This window comes from Micromonospora yongxingensis (assembly GCF_052601155.1).
The window spans coordinates 114653-135649 of sequence record NZ_JBQXEO010000021.1 but is presented as its reverse complement, the minus strand read 5'-3'; the positions used below and the strand labels follow the sequence as shown (position 1 = coordinate 135649).

Annotated in this window: 19 protein-coding genes, 1 tRNA gene and 1 other RNA gene; 14 read left to right on the top strand and 7 right to left on the bottom strand. The window is 71.8% G+C overall.

The genetic code is table 11. The annotated features are described in order from the left end of the window. Positions 1-44: 44 nt before the first annotated feature. Positions 45-1157 carry a GNAT family N-acetyltransferase gene (locus tag ACTWLT_RS23585; RefSeq protein ID WP_445320258.1) on the bottom strand — a complete coding sequence of 371 codons (1113 nt, stop codon included), beginning with the start codon at positions 1155-1157 and terminating at the stop codon, positions 45-47. Beyond that, complete coding sequence (locus tag ACTWLT_RS23580) at positions 1154-2305, bottom strand: GNAT family N-acetyltransferase (RefSeq protein ID WP_445320257.1); 1152 nt, start codon at positions 2303-2305, stop codon at positions 1154-1156. The genes ACTWLT_RS23585 and ACTWLT_RS23580 overlap by 4 nt, the downstream gene beginning before the upstream one ends. 168 nt (positions 2306-2473) lie before the next feature. On the opposite strand from ACTWLT_RS23580, the gene secA reads away from it, so the two are divergent. Further along, positions 2474-5395, top strand: a complete 2922-nt coding sequence (gene secA / locus ACTWLT_RS23575) for a preprotein translocase subunit SecA (RefSeq protein ID WP_252420066.1) — start codon at positions 2474-2476, stop codon at positions 5393-5395. Between the two features lie 87 nt (positions 5396-5482). On the opposite strand, the gene ACTWLT_RS23570 is transcribed toward secA, so the two are convergent. Then, positions 5483-6073 carry an Rv3235 family protein gene (locus ACTWLT_RS23570; RefSeq protein ID WP_445320256.1) on the bottom strand — a complete coding sequence of 197 codons (591 nt, stop codon included), beginning with the start codon at positions 6071-6073 and terminating at the stop codon, positions 5483-5485. A gap of 101 nt (positions 6074-6174) precedes the next feature. After that, on the bottom strand, positions 6175-6432 hold the full coding sequence (locus ACTWLT_RS23565) for a helix-turn-helix domain-containing protein (protein WP_445320255.1): 258 nt from the start codon (positions 6430-6432) through the stop codon (positions 6175-6177). A 186-nt stretch (positions 6433-6618) separates the two neighbouring features. On the opposite strand from ACTWLT_RS23565, the gene ACTWLT_RS23560 reads away from it, so the two are divergent. Beyond that, on the top strand, positions 6619-7128 hold the full coding sequence (locus tag ACTWLT_RS23560) for a DUF6912 family protein (protein ID WP_445320254.1): 510 nt from the start codon (positions 6619-6621) through the stop codon (positions 7126-7128). A 13-nt stretch (positions 7129-7141) separates the two neighbouring features. Here the strand turns inward: ACTWLT_RS23560 and ACTWLT_RS23555 are convergent, their stop codons facing one another. Continuing rightward, the gene (locus ACTWLT_RS23555) at positions 7142-8221 is read right to left on the bottom strand and encodes a hypothetical protein (protein WP_445320253.1); all 1080 of its coding nucleotides are present in this window, start codon (positions 8219-8221) and stop codon (positions 7142-7144) included. Between the two features lie 351 nt (positions 8222-8572). Between ACTWLT_RS23555 and pruA the strand changes: the two genes are divergently transcribed. From pruA to ACTWLT_RS23505, 10 genes are all read left to right on the top strand, one after another. After that, positions 8573-10201: an L-glutamate gamma-semialdehyde dehydrogenase gene (pruA, locus tag ACTWLT_RS23550; RefSeq protein WP_445320252.1), complete on the top strand. Its 1629-nt coding sequence runs from the start codon at positions 8573-8575 to the stop codon at positions 10199-10201. A gap of 175 nt (positions 10202-10376) precedes the next feature. After that, on the top strand, positions 10377-10892 hold the full coding sequence (locus ACTWLT_RS23545) for a PadR family transcriptional regulator (protein ID WP_089017591.1): 516 nt from the start codon (positions 10377-10379) through the stop codon (positions 10890-10892). A gap of 64 nt (positions 10893-10956) precedes the next feature. Next, a complete protein-coding gene (prfB, locus tag ACTWLT_RS23540; RefSeq protein WP_252420054.1) occupies positions 10957-12078 on the top strand; it encodes a peptide chain release factor 2 in 1122 nt (373 codons plus the stop codon). 118 nt (positions 12079-12196) lie between these two features. Beyond that, the gene (gene ftsE / locus ACTWLT_RS23535) at positions 12197-12877 is read left to right on the top strand and encodes a cell division ATP-binding protein FtsE (RefSeq protein ID WP_030331491.1); all 681 of its coding nucleotides are present in this window, start codon (positions 12197-12199) and stop codon (positions 12875-12877) included. Positions 12878-12944: 67 nt separating this feature from the next. Next, on the top strand, positions 12945-13820 hold the full coding sequence (ftsX, locus tag ACTWLT_RS23530) for a permease-like cell division protein FtsX (protein WP_252420052.1): 876 nt from the start codon (positions 12945-12947) through the stop codon (positions 13818-13820). Between the two features lie 151 nt (positions 13821-13971). Continuing rightward, the gene (gene smpB, locus ACTWLT_RS23525) at positions 13972-14451 is read left to right on the top strand and encodes an SsrA-binding protein SmpB (RefSeq protein ID WP_445320251.1); all 480 of its coding nucleotides are present in this window, start codon (positions 13972-13974) and stop codon (positions 14449-14451) included. Between the two features lie 104 nt (positions 14452-14555). Next, positions 14556-14931: a transfer-messenger RNA gene (gene ssrA / locus ACTWLT_RS23520) on the top strand. Positions 14932-15031: 100 nt separating this feature from the next. Continuing rightward, positions 15032-15712 (top strand): hypothetical protein, encoded by a 681-nt coding sequence (locus ACTWLT_RS23515; protein ID WP_445320250.1) that lies wholly within the window; start codon positions 15032-15034, stop codon positions 15710-15712. Between the two features lie 133 nt (positions 15713-15845). Beyond that, on the top strand, positions 15846-16361 hold the full coding sequence (locus ACTWLT_RS23510; protein ID WP_445320249.1) for a hypothetical protein: 516 nt from the start codon (positions 15846-15848) through the stop codon (positions 16359-16361). A gap of 54 nt (positions 16362-16415) precedes the next feature. Further along, positions 16416-17387: a hypothetical protein gene (locus ACTWLT_RS23505; protein WP_445320248.1), complete on the top strand. Its 972-nt coding sequence runs from the start codon at positions 16416-16418 to the stop codon at positions 17385-17387. 28 nt (positions 17388-17415) lie between these two features. Here the strand turns inward: ACTWLT_RS23505 and mdlC are convergent, their stop codons facing one another. Further along, complete coding sequence (mdlC, locus tag ACTWLT_RS23500; protein WP_445320247.1) at positions 17416-19011, bottom strand: benzoylformate decarboxylase; 1596 nt, start codon at positions 19009-19011, stop codon at positions 17416-17418. 143 nt (positions 19012-19154) lie between these two features. After that, a complete protein-coding gene (locus ACTWLT_RS23495) occupies positions 19155-19955 on the bottom strand; it encodes an S-methyl-5'-thioadenosine phosphorylase (protein ID WP_252420042.1) in 801 nt (266 codons plus the stop codon). 172 nt (positions 19956-20127) lie between these two features. Between ACTWLT_RS23495 and ACTWLT_RS23490 the strand changes: the two genes are divergently transcribed. Then, entirely contained in the window at positions 20128-20718 is a 591-nt protein-coding gene (locus ACTWLT_RS23490) for a YqgE/AlgH family protein (protein ID WP_252420070.1), read from the top strand. 98 nt (positions 20719-20816) lie between these two features. Continuing rightward, positions 20817-20889 (top strand) — tRNA-Ala (locus ACTWLT_RS23485). The last annotated feature ends 108 nt before the right edge of the window (positions 20890-20997 follow it).

Genomic DNA, 20997 nt, shown 5'->3' with positions numbered 1-20997 from the left:
TTTTGTTTTTTCCTCCCCCCCCCCCCCCCCAACCCCCTGATCTGTCAGCGGAGGTCGGCCGGCAGCAGGGCGAAGGTCAGATCGTCGAGTCGGGTGCCGGCCAGGCCGGGGAGCCTGCCACGCTGCAGCGCCTCGCGCTGGAAGCCCACCCGCTCCAACACCCGGTGCGAGGCGATGTTGTCCGGCACGGTGCCGGCAACCAGCCGGGCGATGCCGGCCGGCCCGAACGCCCACCCGGCGAGCAGCCGGACCGCCCGCGTCGCGTACCCCCGGCCCCGCCACTCGGGCAGCAACGCGTAGCCGACCGACGCCTCGCCGCTGGTCACGTCGGTGTACGACAACCCGCAACTGCCCGCCGGCTCGCCGCTGGCCGTGTCGAGGATCAGCAACCGGGCGATGTCGCCGGTCAGCCATCCGCTCTCCGCGAGCCGGCAGCGCCGCTCGATCGCGGCCCGCTCCGGCGGCACCGGTGGCGCCTGGTTCGCGACCACCTCGGGTCGGCTGTGCAGCCGGTACATCAGCTCCGCGTCGTCCGGTGCGAGCCTGCGGAGGGTCACCACCTGGTCGGTGAGCAGCCCGTCCGGCAGGTCGGGCAGCGGCCGGGCGGCCGGACCGGGTGGATCGTCGGCGAGGCGTACCCAGGCCAGCAGGTCCTGCCGGCCGCCCTCCCGGCTCGGGCTTGCCGCCCGGCGTACGCCCTCGTACCGGTAGCCGGCGGCGAGCGCGATCCGCTGGCTGGGCCCGTTCTCCGGGTCGGTGAGCAGTTCCAGCCGGACGGTCCCGGTGGCGAAAGCGTGCTCGCTCAGCGCGCGGGTGGCCGCGCCGGCCACCCCCCGCCCGCGCGCCGCCGGCAACACCCAGTAGCCGATTTCGGCCTGACCCCGGTCGGGCACCGGGTTGCTCAACCCGATCCCGCCGAGCAGCCGGTCGGTGGCCGGGTCCGCGACCGCGTAGGCCGAGCCGCCCCCGGTCCAGGCCGCCGGGGCGCCCGAATCGATCCACCAGCGGGCGTCGGTCTCGGTGTACGGCGTGGGCAGGTTCGGCAGGAAACGCTGGGTGACCGGGTCCGCGCAGCCGGCGACCACGTCGGTGGCGTCCTCGGAACGGAACGGGCGCAGGCGTACGCCGTGCGCCTCGACGACCCGCTGAGGCGTCACGTCAGATCCTTGGCGAGCAGCGCGGCCACCCAGACGTCGACCCGCTCACCCCGGTGCTGCACGCCGCCCCGGGCGGTCCCCTCGAACGCGAAGCCCGCCTTCTCGGCCACCCGGCGGGAGGAGGTGTTGCCCACGTTCGCCTTCCACTCGATCCGGGCCAGGCCGAGCGTGGTGATGCCCCAGGCGCTCAGCGCGGCCAGGGCGGCCGGCATGTGGCCGCGGCCGCGGGCAGCCGGAGCGGTCATGAAGCCCACGTCGGCGAGCAGTGGGTCGGCGGGGGAGAGCCGCAGGTCGATCGAGCCGGCGTACCGGTCGTCCGGGTCGGCGATCACGAAGCAGGCGGCATCCCCCCGCGCCCAGGCCTCCTGGCTGAAGCCCCGGTACCACTGCGCGTCGGCACGCTCGTACGGGTCCGGCACGGTGGTCCAGCGGATGGTCTCCGGGTCGCGGCAGGTCTCCACCACGGCGTCCAGGTCCTGCTCCTCCATGGGCCGCAGCCGCAGCTCGCCGGACCGGGCGGTGGCGAACAGGGTGGGCTGCGGTCGGCCGAAGACGGCGGCCCGCCGGGCGGCCAGGGTGCCCGCACCGGCCGGCCCGGTCGACCCGGGCTCGGGCACCTCCCCGGGCAGCAGCGACCCGATCCAGCCGTCCGCGCCGCCGTTCGGTGTTCCGTCGACCATCCGCAGCCGGCCGTCGATCCGGAACCCGGCCCGCAGCGCGACCAGCCGGGAGGCGTGGTTGCCCACCTCGGCCTGCCAGATCAGACGGCGCAGGCCGAGCGTGTCGAAGGACCAGCGGGCCACCGCGCGGGCGGCCCGGACCGTCACCCCCCGGCCGCGCGCCCACGGTGCCGTCCAGTAGCCGATCACGGCGGTGCCGGCGTCGTCGATGGAGACCAGCCCGCAGGAGCCGAGCAGTTGGCCGGTTGCCGGGTCGCAGACCGCGAACGGTGCCCCGGTTCCGTCCGCCCAGGCCCGTCCGCTCACCTCGGTCACAAACCCGTGAGCGTGCTCCGGCAGGTATGGGCGCGGTACGGTGGTCCAGCGCTGAATGTCCGGGTCCTGGCACGCTCGGTACACGGCGTCGGTGTCGGCCTCCCGCCAGGGGCGCAGCAGCACGCCGTCCTCGATGATCTCCACAGGCTCCACTCCTGCATCGTGCCGGAACGTTCGCCGACGGCGTAACCGGATAACGGCCCGCGCGCTCCCGTCGCGCGCGTTATGTCGGGTTCGGCGGGATGGACCGCCGCCACCAGTGACCATCGCGCCGATGGAGCGCCTACGATGGTTCGAGACTGTCTAGGGGAGCGTTGATCCGTGTCGATTCTGGAAAAGGTCCTTAACGCGGGCGAGGGCCGCATGGTGCGCCGGCTCAAGGCCATCGCCGCCGCCGTCAGCTCGATCGAGGACGACTACGTCAACCTCACCGACGAGGAGCTGCGCGGCATGACCGAGCAGTTCCGGGAGCGGCTCGCCGACGGCGAGACCCTCGACGACCTGCTGCCGGAGGCGTTCGCGGTGGCCCGCGAGGCGGCCGCCCGGGTGCTCGGCCAGCGGCCGTACGACGTCCAGGTGATGGGCGGAGCCGCGCTGCACTTCGGCAACATCGCCGAGATGAAGACCGGTGAGGGTAAGACGCTGACCTCGGTCATGGCCGTCTACCTCAACGCGCTCTCCGGCGACGGCGTGCACGTGGTCACCGTCAACGACTACCTCGCCCAGCGCGACGCGGCCTGGATGGGTCGGGTGCACGAGTTCCTCGGGCTGACCGTCGGCGTGGTGCTGCCCAACCGGCCGGCCAGCGAGCACAAGGCCGCCTACGAGTGCGACATCACCTACGGCACCAACAACGAGTTCGGCTTCGACTACCTGCGCGACAACATGGCCTGGTCGAAGGACGAGCTGGTCCAGCGGGGTCACAACTTCGCGGTGGTCGACGAGGTCGACTCGATCCTGATCGACGAGGCGCGTACCCCGCTGATCATCTCCGGCCCGGCCGAGCACTCGGCCCGCTGGTACGGCGAGTTCGCCGGCGTGGTGGCCCGGCTCCAGCCCGGCACCGACGGCGAGGGCGACTACGAGGTCGACCACTCCAAGCGCACCATCGCGGTCACCGAGCGCGGCGTCGCCAAGGTCGAGGACCGGCTCGGCATCGACAACCTGTACGAGTCGGTGAACACCCCGCTGGTCGGCTACCTGAACAACGCCATCAAGGCCAAGGAGCTGTACAAGCGCGACAAGGACTACATCGTCAGCGACGGTGAGGTCCTGATCGTCGACGAGTTCACCGGTCGCATCCTGCACGGCCGTCGCTACAACGAGGGCATGCACCAGGCGATCGAGGCCAAGGAGGGGGTGGAGATCAAGCAGGAGAACCAGACCCTGGCCACCATCACCCTCCAGAACTACTTCCGCCTCTACAACAAGCTGTCCGGAATGACCGGTACGGCGCAGACCGAGGCGAGCGAGTTCAACAAGGTCTACAAGGTCGGCGTCGTGAGCATCCCGACGCACCGCCCGATGGTCCGCGAGGACCGGCCGGACGTCATCTACAAGACGGAGAAGGCCAAGTTCAACGCGGTGATCGAGGACATCGCCGAGCGGCACCAGATGGGCCAGCCGGTGCTCGTCGGCACCGTCTCGGTGGAAAACTCCGAGATCCTCTCCCAGCTGCTGCGCCGGCGGGGCATCCCGCACGCGGTGCTGAACGCCAAGTTCCACGCCCGGGAGGCCGAGATCGTCGCCCAGGCCGGGCGCAAGGGCGCCGTCACCGTGGCGACCAACATGGCCGGCCGTGGCACCGACATCCTGCTCGGCGGCAACCCCGAGTTCCTCGCCGCGAACGAGCTGCGCCAACGTGGCCTCGACCCGGTGGAGAACGAGGAGGAGTACGCCAAGGCGATGGAGGAGGTCCTGCCCAACTGGAAGCAGGCCTGCGACGCCGAGGCCGACGAGGTCGCCGCGGCCGGTGGCCTGTACGTGCTGGGCACCGAGCGGCACGAGTCCCGGCGGATCGACAACCAGCTGCGCGGTCGCGCCGGCCGGCAGGGTGACCCGGGCGAGTCCCGCTTCTACCTGTCGCTGCAGGACGAGCTGATGCGGCGCTTCCGGGCCGGTGCGGTCGAGGCGGTCATGGAGCGCTTCAACATCCCGGAGGACGTGCCCATCGAGTCGAAGATGGTCACCCGGCAGATCAAGAGCGCGCAGGCCCAGATCGAGGGCCAGAACGCCGAGATCCGTAAGAACGTGCTCAAGTACGACGAGGTGCTCAACAAGCAGCGCCAGGTCGTCTACGCCGAGCGGCTCCGGGTGCTCAACGGTGAGGACCTCTCCGACCAGGTCCGCAACATGATCGACGATGTGGTCGAGGCGTACGTGCGGGGTGCCACCTCCGAGGGTTACGGCGAGGACTGGGACCTTGAGCAGCTCTGGTCGAGCCTCAAGCAGCTCTACCCGGTCGGCGTGACGATCGAGGAGCTGGAGGAGGAGGCCGGCGGCTCCCGGGCCGGCATGGACGCCGACTTCCTGGTCGCCCGGCTCAAGGAGGACGCGCACGCCGCGTACGACCGCCGCGAGGAGCAGGTCGGCCCCGAGGGGGTGCGTCAGCTCGAGCGGATGGTGCTGCTCCAGGTCATCGACCGCAAGTGGCGCGAGCACCTCTACGAGATGGACTACCTCCAGGAGGGCATCAACCTCCGGGCGTACGCGCAGCGTGACCCGGTGGTGGAGTACCAGCGCGAGGGCTTCGACATGTTCGCCACCATGATGGACGGCATCAAGGAGGAGACGGTCGGCTTCCTCTACAACGTCGATGTCCAGGTGACCGAGCCGGAGCCGGACACGGAGGAGGTCGCGCTGCTCGACAAGCCGGTGGAGATCCGAGCCAAGGGTCTCAACCGCGCGCCGCAGCGGCAGGGCCTGCAATACTCCGCCCCCACCATCGACGGCGAGTCCAGCCCCGGTGCCGTGGCCGTCGAGCAGGCCGAGCAGCAGGCTCCGGCGCTCGGTGTGGGTCGGCCGGCTCCGGGTGCCCCGGCGTCACCGGGGTCGAGCGCCCCGTCCGCCCCGCAGCGGCCGGCCTCCGGCCTTCGGGGCCCGGCGGTCCCGTCGGCCGCGTCGCGTCGGCCGGCACCGAACCAGGCGGAGGCCAGCAACGGCCCGTCCCGCAACGCGCCGTGCCCGTGCGGCTCGGGCCGCAAGTACAAGCGCTGCCACGGCGCGCCCAACGGCGGCAACTGAACGACGGCACCTGAGCGACAGAGTTGAGGGCCCCGGCCGATCTGGCCGGGGCCCTTCGCTGTCGGCGGCCCTCGACGGCAGGTGTGCTCAGAGGATCTGGAGGGCGGTGCAGAGCCAGCGCCCTCGCCGGTGCTCCAGGCGGAGCGCCATCGCCCAGCTCCGGCCACCCGCGCCGGTGAGCACCGCGGCCGCTTCCACGGCGGCCTCGCGGGGCTCGCAGACCCGCAGGCGGAGCAGCCGGACCACCGGTCGCGCGGCGCGGCGCCGGGGCGATCCGACGCGACGCGACGCCCGGGCCAACTCGGCCAACAGCTCACCGGCCCGGGCCGGGTCGAGCAGGGGCCGTAGCTGCGCCGGAGACCTGTAGCCGTTGACCACCTCCAGGCAGGTGCCGACGAAGCGGTGCGCGGCGCGGGTCGCCTCCGGAGCGGTCGCCGGCGGCAGCGGTGCGCCCGGGTGGGTGGTGGGTCGGGTGGGCACCCGGCGGAGGGCGGCACGGCGGTCCGGCGGCCGGACCGGATCCGGTCGGGTCGAGGCGAACAGGTCGAGGGCGAGTTGGCCGTGGGTCGGTGCCGGCCAGTACGCACCGTCGGCCTCGTCCGCGTACGGGGGGTCGATGGGCGGGACGGGGCGCAGCCGCACAGGTGGTCGGGACGGACCGGGTAGCGGCTCGCTCATCACTGCCCCCTCTGATCTTGCGTTTGCTTTCGTTTGCCTCCGACAGCTCTGATTCTGGGTGATGGAGCGGCCGCGGTCAATGGCGCAACGGAGGCTGAGGACTACTCCTGGTCGCGGTCGACGAGCGGGTTGTTCTGGACCCAGTCGGCGGTCTCGGCGTACTTCCGCGCGATGTACTCCTCCAGCCGAACGCGTTCGACCCGCCACTGGCCGCGACCACCGATCTTGATCGCCGGCAGTTCCCCGCTGCGCACCATGTGGTAGACCTGCGAGTCCGACACGTTCAGCTCGGCGGCGACGTCGGAGAGCAGCAGGAACCTCGGCTCCACAGGAACTCCCGGGGTTGGTGTCGTTTGCATCAGTTTGCCATCGACAGCCCCGGCGGCCCAGCACCGGGCGGCTCCAGCGACCGGCCAGCGCGGCGGACACACCGGTGCGGGAACTTCCGCCGGCCGGAGGCGGGGTGTATGACGGTCACGGCGTGCGGCATGATCTGCGCCCGTGCCGGCGGCCGCCGGTGGAGGACGTGAGCGGGGAGACGACCGGTGACCGACGAGCTTGTCCGGGTGTACGTGCCGGCGACCGTGCCGATGCTGGCCCGGCTGCGGGAGCAGGGGCTGACGGCCGACAGGGCGCACGCGGTGACCCCGGCGCTGCGGGAGTGGTACGCCGAGGGCGACGAGGAGGAGCTGGAGTACGTCGCGTTCACCCGCGCCGCCCAGGACGCGCTGCACCTGCTCCGGGACGACCCGGCCGCGCCCCGCCGCCGGGTCGTCGTCTCGGTCGACCTACCCGCGGCCGCGATCGGCCGGGGCGATGGTGAGCTGGGATCCAGCACGGTGACGTTGGCCGAGGCCGTGCCGGTGGGCGCCGTCGCGGCGATCCATGTGGACGGCGCGGACGCGGTCGAGGAGGTCGCGGCGGCGGCGGACGTGGTGGCCGAGGCGGCGGCTGGTGACCCGGACGCCCAGTTCACGGTCGACAGCGCCGAGGACCACGAGTTGGAGTGGTACGACGTGACCGAGCTGGACCTGCTGCTGCGCGCCGCCGGCTGAGGCCGGCGGGCGGTCAGCGTGCCGGGTCGGCCCCGGCCTGATCGGCGTCGGCGGGCTCCGTGTCGGCCGGATCCGAGTCGAACGGGTGCGCCTGGGCCGGGTCGGCGCCAACCGGAGCGGTTTCGTCGTCGGTGTGGGCCGGGCTGAGCGTGCGGCCGAACGCGATGAGCGCGGTCAGCGCCCCCACGAAGAGCACCCAGATGCCGTTGTCCACCCGTGAGGTGCCCAGCGAGGTCTGCGCCACGGCGTCCGCCTCGCTCAGCGCGCTGGCCAGGTCGAGCAGCGACCGGCCGCCGATCCGGATGATCACCTCGGCGAGCAGCAGGAGCAGCCCCGGCCCGGCACCGGCCAGCAGGTACGCCGGCCAGCGCAGCGCCGGCGTCCCGGGGTCACGGCGGACGGCCCGCCGTCGTGCCCAGCTCAGGTAGCCGAAGGCGAGCAGCCCGGCGAGCAGGCCGGCGAGGAGCGACTCGGTGCGCGACACCCACTTGGCCGCGTCCACCAGCGACTCCTGGCTGTCGCCCGCGCCGAAGAGGTCGAAGAGCGGGTCCCGGGCAGGGCTGAACGCGACCACGAAGACCAGCGTGCCCAGCGCGGCGGCAGCCACCGCACCGACCGCCGGGGCGGTCCGCGCGCCGGCGGCCGCGCCACCGATGATCGCCGCGGCGGCGGTGGTGCCGGCGATCACGTTGGTGGTCGACGTGTCGAAGTAGGTGAGGTTGATCGCCAGCGCGGCGGCCAGCCCGACCACCATTCCCGCACCGATCGCCCCGACGAACCGCAGGGTGGACCGGTCGCCGTACCGGCTGGCGAGCAGGTTTCCGAAGGCCAGGGCGACGGCGGCCCCGGCCACCAGCGCGGCTGAGATCACACCGGGCAGGGCGAACGCGGAGAGGCTGATCGCGGTGACCCCGGCCGCCGACGAGGTGATGGCCTCCCGGGTCGACCAGAGCATGGCGGCGAGCCAGGCGAGCGCCAGCAGCGCGAGCACCGCGGCACCGGGCGCGGGAACGGGCCCGGCGCTGGGGGTGGCCGCGTCGACCGCCGGGTCGTCCGACTCCGCGGCCGGGGCGCGGCCGGGCTGCTTGGTCATCGTCTCCCCTTCGAGGCGGCAGGTCACCGACCATTCAGGGTACGCGGGCCGGCTGGGTGCCCCGCCGCCCCGGGACGGTCGCGGTCCGCCCGGCCCGTCCGGCTCCCACCGCGGGGATGCCCGACCTCCGGGTGGTCCTCCACCCCACGCCTCCTCGGTAAGGGGAGGAGGGGTGTGGCGGTCCTTCGCTGGTGGGTGATGGTGAAGGAGAGGCGGGGACCCCCACGTGGAACAATCGCGGGAGGTCCCGCCGCTGCTCGGCCCTCCCGTGCGGCGTCCGGTGTCCGGCCGTCCGGTCGGTCCCCGCGGGTCCGGTTTCGCCACCGCAGTCGAGATCGCCAGGAGCCTTTGATGGACGCCGTGTTCTCCGTACCCGAGCCGCGCAACGAGCCGGTTCGCAACTACGAGCCGGGCAGCCCCGACCGGGAGCGGCTCCAGCGGCGGCTGACCGAGCTCGCCGCCGAGCGCATCGACCTGCCGATGACCATCGGCGGCGAGCAGCGGATGGCCGCCGGCGACTCGATCAACGTGGTGCAGCCGCACAGGCACGCGCACGTGCTGGGCGTGACCGCGCACGCCACCCACGACGACGCCCGGGCCGCGATCAAGGCGGCCAAGGACGCCGCTCCGATGTGGCGGGCCCTGCCGTTCGAGGAGCGTGCCGCGATCTTCCTGCGCGCGGCCGAGCTGCTCGCCGGTCCGTGGCGGGACACCCTCAACGCCGCCACGATGCTCGGCCAGTCGAAGACCGCGATCCAGGCGGAGATCGACGCCGCCTGCGAGTTCATCGACTTCCTCCGGTTCAACGTGCACTTCGCCCGGCGCCTGCTCGAGGAGCAGCCGGCCTCCTCGCCCGGCGTCTGGAACCGCTTCGACCACCGCCCGCTGGAGGGCTTCGTCTACGCGGTCACCCCGTTCAACTTCACCGCCATCGCCGGCAACCTGCCGTCGGCGCCGGCCCTGCTGGGCAACACGGTGATCTGGAAGCCGGGCCCCACCCAGCAGTTCGCCGCGCACTTCACCATGCGGCTGTTCGAGGCCGCTGGCCTGCCGCCCGGTGTGATCAACATGGTCACCGGCCGGGGCGAGGAGGTCTCCGACGTCGTGCTCGCCGACCCGGACCTGGCCGGCATCCACTTCACCGGCTCGACCAAGGTCTTCCAGCAGCTGTGGCGGACCGTCGGCGACAACATCGCCCGTTACCGGGGCTACCCGCGGTTGGTCGGCGAGACCGGCGGCAAGGACTTCGTGGTCGCGCACACCAGCGCCGACGTGGACGCCCTGCACACCGCGCTGATCCGTGGCGCCTACGAGTACCAGGGCCAGAAGTGCTCGGCGGCCTCGCGGGCGTACGTGCCGCGCTCGCTCTGGGAGGGTGGTCTGCGGGACCGGCTGGCCGCCACCACCGACTCGCTGACCTACGGCGACGTCGCCGACTTCGGCAACTTCGGCGGCGCGGTGATCGACGACAAGGCGTTCTCCCGGCACACCGCCGCCCTGGAGCTGATCGCGGGCGACGACACCTGCCGGGTGCTGGCCGGCGGCACCGCCGACGACTCGGTCGGGTACTTCGTCCGGCCGACGCTCTTCGAGTGCTCCGACGCCGCCCACGAGACCTTCACCACCGAGTACTTCGGGCCGATCCTGGGCGTGCACGTGTTCGACGACTCCCGCTTCGACGAGGTGGTCGCACAGGCCGAGTCGATCGCGCCGTACGCGCTCACCGGGTCGGTGTTCGCCACCGACCGCCGGGTGATCGACGCGGTCGGCGAGCGGATGCGGTACGCGGCCGGCAACTTCTACATCAACGACAAGCCGACCGGCGCGGTGGTCGGGCAGCAGCCGTTCGGCGGCGCCCGGGCCAGCGGCACCAACGACAAGGCGGGCTCCTGGCTCAACCTGGTCCGCTGGCTGTCGCCGCGGACGATCAAGGAGACCTTCGTGCCGCCGACCGACCACACGTACCCCCACATGGGCTGACCGGCGACGGACCGCCGGTGGCGCGCGTGACGCCGCCGGCGGTCGGCCACCGGCGCCAAGCCATCGATAGTCCTCAACGGACAGTCTGTCGCCGACAGTGCACATAGGAAGTCCTGTCGGGTGGCAAACCGCCAAATCCTGGACGCCGCGAGCGCAAAGTGGCAGCGTAGTGGGCATGGCGGATTCCGGAGTCAACCCTACGGCGGCGGCCCTTCTCGGGCTGCTCCATGAGGGCCCGATGACAGGCGGTCAGTTGATGGCCGCCGCTGAGCGCCGTCTGGCGCCGTACTGGTCGATGACCCGCAGCCAGGTCTACCGCGAGTTGCCGGTGCTGGCCGAGCGGGGTCTCGTGCGGCTGGGCAAGCCCGGGCCGCGGATGAGTCAGCCGTACTCCCTCACCGCCAGCGGGAAACGGACATTTTCCCGCTGGCTGACGGAGAACCCGGGGCGGGACACCATCCGCAACCCGATAGCGCTCCGGATGGCCTTCGGCGAGTTGCACTCCGCCAGCCAGCTGAAGAGCCTGTACGCCTCCGCCAACGAGTACCACACCGAGGCCCTGGCGCAGGTGCGGGAACAGGTCAAGAACGCCAAACGGGACGGGGAGACGTACGACGCCAGCGCGCTGGAGTTCGCCGTCGCCTACCATCGGGCGGCCCTGTCGTGGCTGAAGTCCGCCCCCGTCGGGTGATCTCCGGCGGGTCCGCCCATAGGGAACGAGCTGCTTGGCCTACGGCACAGTACGCTTGTCTGTCGTGACCGCTGCCGATTATGCCGAACAGCTCAAGGAACTCGACGCGACCCTGCGAAACATCGAGGCCGTCCTCAACCTTGACCGTCTGCACGAGGACAAGGCCCGGCTCGAGCAGGAGGCGTCCGCCCCCGACCTGTGGGACGACCAGGCCAAGGCTCAGCAGGTGACCTCGCAGCTGTCGTACGTCAACGGCGAGATCAGCAAGCTGGGCAGCCTGCGCTCCCGGCTCGACGACGCCCAGGTGCTGCTGGAGCTGGCCGAGGCCGAATCCGACCCGGGTGTGCTGACCGAGGTCGAAGCGGAGATCACCGGGCTGACCAAGGCCATCCAGGAGATGGAGGTCCGCACCCTGCTCTCCGGCGAGTACGACTCCCGGGAGGCGCTGGTCGCCATCCGGGCCGGTGCGGGTGGCGTGGACGCGGCGGACTTCGCCGAGATGCTGCTGCGGATGTACCTGCGCTGGGCGGAGCGGCACGGCTACCCGACGGAGGTCTACGAGACCTCGTACGCCGAGGAGGCGGGCCTGAAGTCGGCCACCTTCGCGGTCAAGGTGCCCTACGCGTACGGCACGCTCAGCGTCGAGTCGGGCACCCACCGGTTGGTCCGGATCAGCCCGTTCGACAACCAGGGCCGCCGGCAGACCAGCTTCGCCGGTGTCGAGGTCCTGCCGGTCACCGAGCAGACCGACCACATCGACATCCCCGAGAACGAGATGCGGGTCGACGTCTACCGGTCGTCCGGCCCGGGTGGGCAGAGCGTCAACACCACCGACTCGGCGGTGCGGCTCACGCACATCCCGACCGGCATCGTGGTGACCTGCCAGAACGAGAAGTCCCAGTTGCAGAACAAGGCCTCCGCGCTGCGGGTGCTCCAGGCCCGGCTGCTGGAGCGCAAGCGCCAGGAGGAGCAGGCCAAGCTGGAAGGGCTGAAGGAGAACGCCGCCGGCTCGTGGGGGGACCAGATGCGGTCCTACGTCCTGCACCCGTATCAGATGGTGAAGGATCTCCGAACCGAGCAGGAGACCGGCAATCCGACCTCGGTCTTCGACGGTGAGTTGGACAGCTTCATCGAAGCCGGTATCCGTTGGCGCAAGCAGCGTCAGCTCGCCGGCGACGGTGCGTGACGACGCGCGGGCGGAGCGCGTCATCGATCTCCTGGTAGACCCCTGAATCGAGGACGCGCGCCCCATCTGCGGGGCGTGGGGCTTGGCTCTGTCATTACACCGCGTAGACTCACCACCCGTGATTCAGCTTGAGCAAGTGACGAAGACGTACCCGAAGGCGTCCCGGCCTTCGCTCGACAACGTGTCCGTCTCGATCGAGAAGGGCGAGTTCGTCTTCTTCATCGGTCCATCCGGCTCCGGCAAGTCCACGATCATCAAGATGCTGCTGCACGAGGTCGCCCCCAACAAGGGTCGGGTCGTCGTCAACGGCAAGGACGTGACGTCGATGCGCTCCTGGAAGCGACCCCACTTCCGGCGCTCGATCGGCTGTGTCTTCCAGGACTTCCGGCTGCTTCCGAACCGCACCGCGTACGAGAACGTGGCGTTCGCCCTCGAGGTGATCGGCAAGACCAAGGCGGTTGCCCGCCGGGTCGTGCCGGAGGTGCTGGAGCTGGTCGGGCTCGGTGGCAAGGAGCACCGCTACCCGCACGAGCTCTCCGGTGGTGAGCAGCAGCGGGTCGCCGTCGCCCGGGCGTTCGTGAACCGGCCGCTGATCCTGCTGGCGGACGAGCCGACGGGAAACCTGGACCCGGACACCTCGATCGAGATCATGCGTCTGCTGGACCGGATCAACCGCACCGGCACGACCGTCGTGATGGTCACCCACGACTCCAACATCGTGAACCAGATGCGCCGCCGCGTCGTCGAGATCGAGAGCGGCCGCATCGTGCGTGACCAGGCCCGTGGTGTCTACGGGTGAGCCGGCGCTCCACCCCTGCGCTGCCTGACGACGAACACCTCATGCCGGAGACCCGGAGGAAATCCCGATGCGCGTGAAATACGTCCTGTCCGAGGTACTGGTCGGACTGTGGCGCAACGTGACCATGTCCATCGCGATGATCATCACGATGGCGGTCTCGCTGACCATGCTCGGCGCCAGCGGTCTCATGTACCGCCAGGTCGACGACATGAAGGACCTCTACTACAAGAACATCGAGGTTTCGATCTTCCTGAGCCAGGAGGTGAGCGAGCAGCAGCGCACCGACCTGGACGCCAAGCTGAAGAGCGACCCCCTGGTGAAGGAGGTCCTCTACGTCAACAAGGACGAGGCGTACAAGCGCTTCAAGGAGATGTACCAGGACGCTCCGGACCTGGTGAACGCCGTGAAGCCCGACCAGCTGCCCGAGTCGTTCCGGCTGAAGCTGAACAACCCGGAGCAGTACAAGAACATCTATGACCAGTACAAGGAGACCGAGGGCGTCGACGAGATCGTCGACCAGAGCCGGCTACTGGACAAGATCTTCAACATCCTCACCTCGATCCAGAACATCGCGCTGGCCGCGGCCATCGTGATGGCTGTCGCCGCCCTGCTGCTGGTCGCGAACACCATCCAGGTTGCCGCGTACAGCAAGCGGCGTGAGGTGGCGGTCATGAAGCTGGTCGGTGCGTCCAACTGGTTCATCCAGGCGCCGTTCGTGCTGGAGGCCGTCGTGGCCGGCCTGATCGGTTCGCTGCTCGGCCTGGTCGCCCTCGTCGCGGCGAAGTATCTGCTCTTCGACGGGTCGCTCAGCGCGTTGCAGGGCCTGCTCTCGCCGATCACCTGGGGCGACATCCTGTTCATCTTCCCGCTGATGGCGGGCGTCGGTGGCCTCGTCAGCGCCGGCACCGCCTGGATCACCCTGCGCTTCTACCTGCGGGTCTAGGCACCGGACGGGTCGTCCCGTCGTCTCCCGGGGACCCTCCCGCTGCCGGAAATAAACGGCGCGGGAGGGTCCTTGTCATTCAGGTAGCATGATCGGTTGTCCGGCCGGGGTGACCCCGGCCACGGACGTCGGAGGAGAGGGGGTGGCACCCATGCCACGGGAAAAGGGGCGCAAGGTGGTCGCCTCCAACAAGAAGGCGCGCCACGACTACTCGATCCTCGACACGTACGAGGCGGGCATGGCGCTGACCGGCACCGAGGTCAAATCGCTGCGGGCCGGGCGCGCGTCGCTGGTCGACGCGTTCGCCCAGGAGCGCGACAACGAGTTGTTCCTGCACTCCATGCACATCCCGGAATACACCCAGGGCACCTGGACCAACCACGAGCCCCGGCGTACGCGCAAGCTGCTGCTCAACCGGGGCGAGCTCGACAAGCTTCTCGGCAAGACCCGCGAGGGCGGTCTGACGATCGTCCCGTTGCAGGTCTATTTCTCCGACGGCTGGGCCAAGGTCGAGATCGCGCTGGCCAAGGGCAAGAAGTCGTACGACAAGCGTCAGGACCTCGCCAAGCGGGACGCGGACCGGGAGATCGCCCGGGTCTCGGGCCGGCGCGGCAAGGGCATGGACGACTGAAAAATCCTGTTTGTCCGGGTCGGCGAGTCGGCCCGGGGCTCGGGATGAAACCCGTTGCGGCAGGCGTTAGTCTTGTCAGTGCCGCCACATCAGCGGCCTGTCGAGGGGGTGACTGGTTTCGACTTCGTACGCAGCGACAGGGGAAGCGAGCCGAGGAAGCCGACGTCGTCTCGAGAATCGGTCGTCGGAAACTTATAAGCGCCAAGAACAATCGCGCTGACTTCGCTCTCGCCGCCTGAGGCGAGTAGCTAAGTCTGTCGGCCTGGGAACGCCTTCGTCCCAGTAGCCGGCATCAGCTAGAAGGCTGGCCAATCGGACCCGGTCGCGGGGTCCGTGCGGCGAGATCAATCAGCGACTGGGCCCGTCACACCAACTTGCTCGCGTGAGCGGTGGGGCCGAGTAGAGGCACAGCGAGCTGCGCTCGGAGAAGCCCTGACAAACCGGCGAAGGACCCGGGTTCGATTCCCGGCACCTCCACCACCTCGAAGCGATGCGCCCCGGCCCACCGGCCGGGGCGCATCGTCGTATCCGGGACCCGCGCGGGTGCCGCGCTCGGCCGCGGCTCACCTACGCTGCCGCTGTGACGAACGAGGAACTGCGCCTGTCGGTCGGCGCGTCACCCGGTCAGCGCACCGTCTCGGTGGTGGTCGGCGTCCTCATTGCCGCCCTCGGCGCGACCTACCTGGTGCTGCCCCTGGTCGCCGACGGGCTGCTGCGCCGGCTGACCGGCCCGGGCGACGAGTTCGCCACCTACGAGGAGGCCCGCGACCTGCCCCCGGGGCTGCTGCCGCCCGCGCTGCGGGACTCCGGCAGTGGCGGGAACCAGCCCGAGCGTGCCTGGCTCGTCGGGCTCTGTGGTCTGCCGTTCGTCCTGCTCGGCGTCTACCTGGTGCTGCGGGTGCTCCGCACGGCCGCCTGGCTGGACGGCAGCCGCGTGCGGGTGCGCGGTGCGTTCGCCAGCCGCACCGTCGACCTCGCCACCGCCCGGTTCGACGCGGCCACCGTGCCGTCCCACGAGGCGGAGGACGACGCCCGGGTGCGCGGTCCCCGGGCGCCGGCCATCGTCGCCATCGCCAGAGACAGCGAACGGCGGGTCACCATCCCGCTGCGCGGCATGGGTCTGGCGACCCTGCCCCCGCCCGAGCTGCGGGCTCTGGCGGACGCCATCACCACCGGTCGTCCCCTCGACGGAGGCGACGGCGACGCGCACGCCGTCGCCGCGAACCTGCGCCGCCTGGCGGAGCGCCCCTTCGGAGGCTGACCAGAGCGCTGGAGAGGCCGCCGTGACCAGTGGGGCCGCTGGGGTAGATGAGGCGTCCGGTGGCCCTGGACACGGCGGGACCAGCGGGTTCACCATCGCGGTATGCGGTAGCAACACAGCGCGGGAGGTGCCCATGGTCACCGGTCCGGTCCAGCAGCCGTCACTCGTCGCCCGGCGGTCCGCCGCGCTTCCGCATCCGGCCGGTCTCCCCGCCGGTCCGCACCTCACCGGGCTTCCCGGTGACCCCCGCCCGGCCGGGTTCGCCGGCGACCTGCACGCGCTCGCCCGGGCCGTCGCCCTCGCGCCGACCGAGCCCCGTTGGCGCGAACGCGTGCTGGTCCGGCTGCGCCCGGTCGGGCAGGGCTTCGCCGAGCACGTGAGGGTCACCGAGGGTCCCAACGGCCTCTACCGGGAACTGCTCACGCACGCGCCCCGGCTGGACCACGGCGTGCGGTTGCTGACCCGGGAACACGCCGCGATCGTCGCCGCGCTCCTGGCCGTGCAGCGGGTCGCTGAGCAGCCCGAGGTCAGCCCCGACGAGCTGCGCGGCCGGGCGGGCTGCCTGCTGCGTACGCTGGCCCGGCATCGGCGTCGAGGTGCCGACCTGCTCTGGCAGGCGTACCAGACGGACCTGGGTGGCGAGACCTGAGCCGGGCCGCCGCCGGCCGGGGAACCGGTGCGCCGGCGTACGCGTCGAACCGACATGCGTCGACCCGTCCTGCTGCTCGTCCTGCCCCTGCTGCTCGTCCTGCCCCTGCTGATGCTCGCGACGGGCTGCGCCACGACCGGCGCCGACCCGGCCGACGGCCCCACCGCCCCGGCACACCGTTCGGAGGCGTTCGACCAGCGGGCCACCGAGGTCGCCGAGGCGTGGCGTCCCAGCGCCGACTGGCGCACCGGGTACGTGCCACTCCAGGGGCCGACCATCCTCACCGGCGACCCGGGCTTCACGCCGGACACCGAGGCCGCCTTCCGGGCCGGCTGGTACCGGGAGCAGGTCCCGATCCCGCCCACCCGGGTCGGCGGGGAGATCCGCTTCCCGGACGGACGGCTGACGCTGCCGCTGGTCAGCGCGGCCGAGGCGTACCGGCAGCTCGACCAGGGCGACCCGCTGCCCTGCCCGGGACGGCCGAAGCGGCCGGGACGACCGACCCCCGGCCTCACCGTCGAACCCGGACCGGACGGCTGGGTCACCAGCGGCCCGGAGACCGCCTGCCTTCCGTTGACCGTCACCGGCGTCGAGCTCGGCACGGTGCCGGTACGCACCAGCCGGGGCGAGGCGCAGGTGCCGGCCTGGCTGTTCACCATCGAGGAGCTGGCCACCCCGGTGGCCCGGCTCGCCGTCGCGCCGACCGCGGTCACCCCGGTCCCCGAGCCCACCGCGCCGGCGCGGCCGCTGCCGGAGGGACTGGTGGCCGCCCAGGACCTGACGGCCGTGGACGGCGCGCGGCTGACCGTCCGGCTCGGTGTCGGTGCCTGCGACACCGGGATCACCCCGCTGGTGTCGGAACGGCCGGACGTGGTCGTGGTCGGGGGTTCGGTCACCCGGTCAACGGGCGTCTGCCCCGACATGCTCAAGCTGGAGCCGGTCACCATCACCCTCGCCGCTCCACTGGGCGCCCGACCGGTGCTGGACGTCTCCACCGGCGCGCCGCTGTCGATCGTCCCGCGCTGAGCGGCCCGCGTCACCGGGTAGGGGCGAGTCACAGGATGCTGGGCACCTCGGTGCTGATCGGCACCGGCAGCACGGTGGGACGGTCGGCGCGCAACCCGGTGGCGAGTGCCGCGCCGAGCTGGTCGGGGGTCTCCACCACCTCGGTGGCGCAGCCGTAGCCGGCCGCGATGGCCGTGATGTCCAGCCCCGGCAGGTCCAGGCCGGGCACCCCGGGCGTCTCCTTCAGCTCGGCGAACGCCTTGAGGATCGCGTACTGCTGGTTGATCGGGACGATCACCACCACGGGCAGCGACAGCCGCGCGGCCGTCCACAGCGCCTGCACCGAGTAGTGGAACGACCCGTCGCCGACCACCGCCACCACCGGCCGGCCGCGTCCGGTGTCCCGCTCGGCCAGCGCCACGCCGACCGCGGCCGGCAGGCCGTAGCCGAGACCGCCGCTGGCCATCGTGAAGTACGACGCCGGGCGGTTGATGCGCAGCCGGCGGCGCAGGGCGGTCAGATTGGACGGTGACTCCTGGACCAGCACCCCGTCCGCCGGCCAGTGCGCGGCCAGCGCGGCGAACAGGGCGTCGGCGCTCAGCGGCGCGGTGACCTCCGGCGGCGCCGGTGCGTCCCGGGGCGCCGGTGGTGGCCGGTCGGCCGGGGGCACCAGCTCGACCAGCGCGGCCAGGGTCAGCCCCGGGTCGCCGAGCAGGCTGTCCCCGACCGGGGCGCGGGCGGCCTCGTCCGGGTCGTCCGTGACGTGCAGCAGCCGGGTGCCGGCGGGCAGGTGGTCGCCCGGCACGTACGGGTAGTAGCGGAACACCGGTGCACCGATCACCAGCACGGTGTCGTGCCCGCCCAGCGCCTCGGCCAGCGGCCCGATCGCGAACGGCAACACCCCCCGGAACGACGGGTGGTCCTCCGGGAACACGCCCCGCTCCGGGGCGGGAGCCGACCAGACCGGTGCCGCCATCCGCTCGGCCAGCGCCACCGCGGCCGCCCAGCTCCCCGCCCGGTCGACGCCCGGCCCGTACACCAGCGCCGGGCTGCGGCTGCCGGCCAGCACCCGCACGAACTCGTCCAGCCGCTGCGGATCCGGCGCGAACCGGGTGGCCACCGAGCGCGGCGGCAGCGGTGGGTCGGCCGGCTGGGCCCAGTCGTCCATGGGCAGGGAGAGGAACACCGGCCCGGCCGGCGGCTGCACGGCGGTCGCGTACGCCCGCAGCAGTGCCGCCGGGATGTCCTGCGCGCGGACCGGCTCGTAGCCCCACTTGACGTACGGCTGGGGAAGCTCGGCGGCCCGGCGGCTGGTCAGCCGGGGTTCGAGCAGCAGCATCTCGCGGGTCTGCTGGCCGGCGGTGACGATGAGTGGTGTCTTGTTGTGCCACGCCGTGACCAGGTTGCCCATGCCGTTGCCGGTGCCCGGGGCGGTGTGCAGGTTGACGTGCGCGGGGGTGCCGGTGGCCTGGGCGTACCCGTCGGCCATCGCGACCGCCGTCGCCTCGTGCAGGGCGTGGACGTAGTGGAAGTCGGCCGGGAAGTCCCGCAGGAACGGCTCCTCGGTGGAGCCTGGGTTGCCGAAGATGGTGGTCATGCCGAGGGCGCGGAGCACGTCGTACGTCGCGTCCCGGACCGTTGCCATCGCCGCCTGCCTCCGTGTTGCGCGCAGGGACGACCCAGGTCGCCCTCCCGATCAACCGAATCTATCGGGATGTCACGGGCGTTTCGGGCGTTTCTCCGGCGTCGGTGGCCCACTCCACAACGGCGGGCCGCACCCGCGCCGGCTCAGGGCAGCGGGAAGGGCAGGGTGATGCCGTCCAACGCCCGGCCGCAGACGCAGTCCTGGACGGCGGGCAGCGCGGCCAGCGCGTCGAGCAGGACGGCCCGCAGCCGGTCGGTGTTCGCCGCGAAGACCCGGAACACCTCGCTCTGGGTCACCGACTCGCCGGCCCGCAGACCGGCGTCCAGATCGGTGATCAAGGCGATCGACGAATAGCACAGGGCCAGCTCCCGGGCCAGCACGGCCTCCGGGTGGCCGGTCATGTTGACCACCATGCCGCCGAGCGACGCGAACCAGCGGGACTCGGCACGGGTGGAGAACCGTGGACCCTCCACCACCACGACCGTCCCGCCGTCCACGGCGGTGACGTCCCGGCCGGCGGCCGCGGTGAGCAGTGCCCGCCGGCCGCTCGGGCAGTACGGGTCGGCGAACGGCACGTGCACCGCGCCCCGGTCGTAGTAGGTCTGCGCCCGGCCGCTGGTCCGGTCGATCAGCTGGTCCGGCACCACGAACGTGCCGGGGCCCAGCTCCGGACGGAGCCCACCGACCGCGCACGGGGCGAGAACCTGCCGTACGCCCAGGGAGCGCAGCGCCCAGAGGTTGGCCCGGTAGGGGATGAGGTGCGGCGGGTACCGGTGGTCGCGCCCGTGCCGGGGCAGGAACGCGACCCGCCGCCCGGCCACCTCGGCGATGGTCACCGCATCCGACGGTGGGCCGTACGGAGTGTCCAGCTCGTGGGCGGTGCCGTCGAGGAGGGCGTACAGCCCCGATCCACCGATCACCGCGAGGTCCGCCGTCGGCGCCATCGACCCTCCGTCTTAACTGTCCGATCACCCGCCCGTCAGACCTTAGCCAGCACCCGGAGCGCAGGCTATGGTGCCAGGCATGGCGTTGACAGCGCGGCTGATCCCGGTGCACCGTGCGGGTCCGGTGAATGACGGATCCCCGGCGTGGGCTCACGGTTGACGGGTGTGTGAGATGCAGGGAGAGGGCCAGGCGATCGGCGGACGGGCGATGGAGTCGATGACCGGGCGACTGCTGGTCGCGACTCCGGCGCTCAAGGACCCGAACTTCGACCGTACGGTGGTGCTGCTGGTCGCCCACGAACCGGGCGGCGCGCTCGGTGTGGTGCTGAACCGGGCCACCGAGGTGCCGGTCGCCGAGGTGCTCGGCGACTGGGACGACCTGGCCCGCCACCCGGCGGTGCTCTTCGAGGGCGGCCCGGTGCAGCCCGACTCGGCCATCTGCCTGGCCCGGATGCGGCACCCGCTGCGCCGGGTCAAGGGCTTCCACCAGGTCTCCGGTGCGGTCGGCACGATCGACCTCTCGGTCGACCCGGAGCGGCTGCGGGAGAGCATCGGCGCCATCCGGGTCTTCGCCGGCTACTCCGGCTGGGGGAGCGGGCAGCTGGAGCAGGAGATCGCCGACGGCTCCTGGTTCGTGCTGGACGCGCTGCCCGGTGACGCCTTCGTCGACCGGCCTGACGACCTGTGGCCGATGGTGCTGCGCCGGCAGGGCGGGATGATGGCCGCCGTCGCCCACTTCCCGCCGGACGTGGCGCTCAACTGACCCGCGTCGGCCGGCCCGCGGTGGGACCCGCGAGATGACCACGCTCGCGGGCATGTGTATAGTTTCGCCAGTGCCCGGGCGACCGGGGACAGCAGCAAGGGGCCGTGGCGCAGCTGGTAGCGCACCACACTGGCAGTGTGGGGGTCAGGGGTTCGAGTCCCCTCGGCTCCACCCTTGCGACCAGGGCGTTCGTCAGAAATGGCGGGCGCCCTTCGTCATGTTCTGGGCGCGGGCTTGACGTTTGTCGCTACCCTGCTTGCCGTCGCTGCCCGCAGCGGA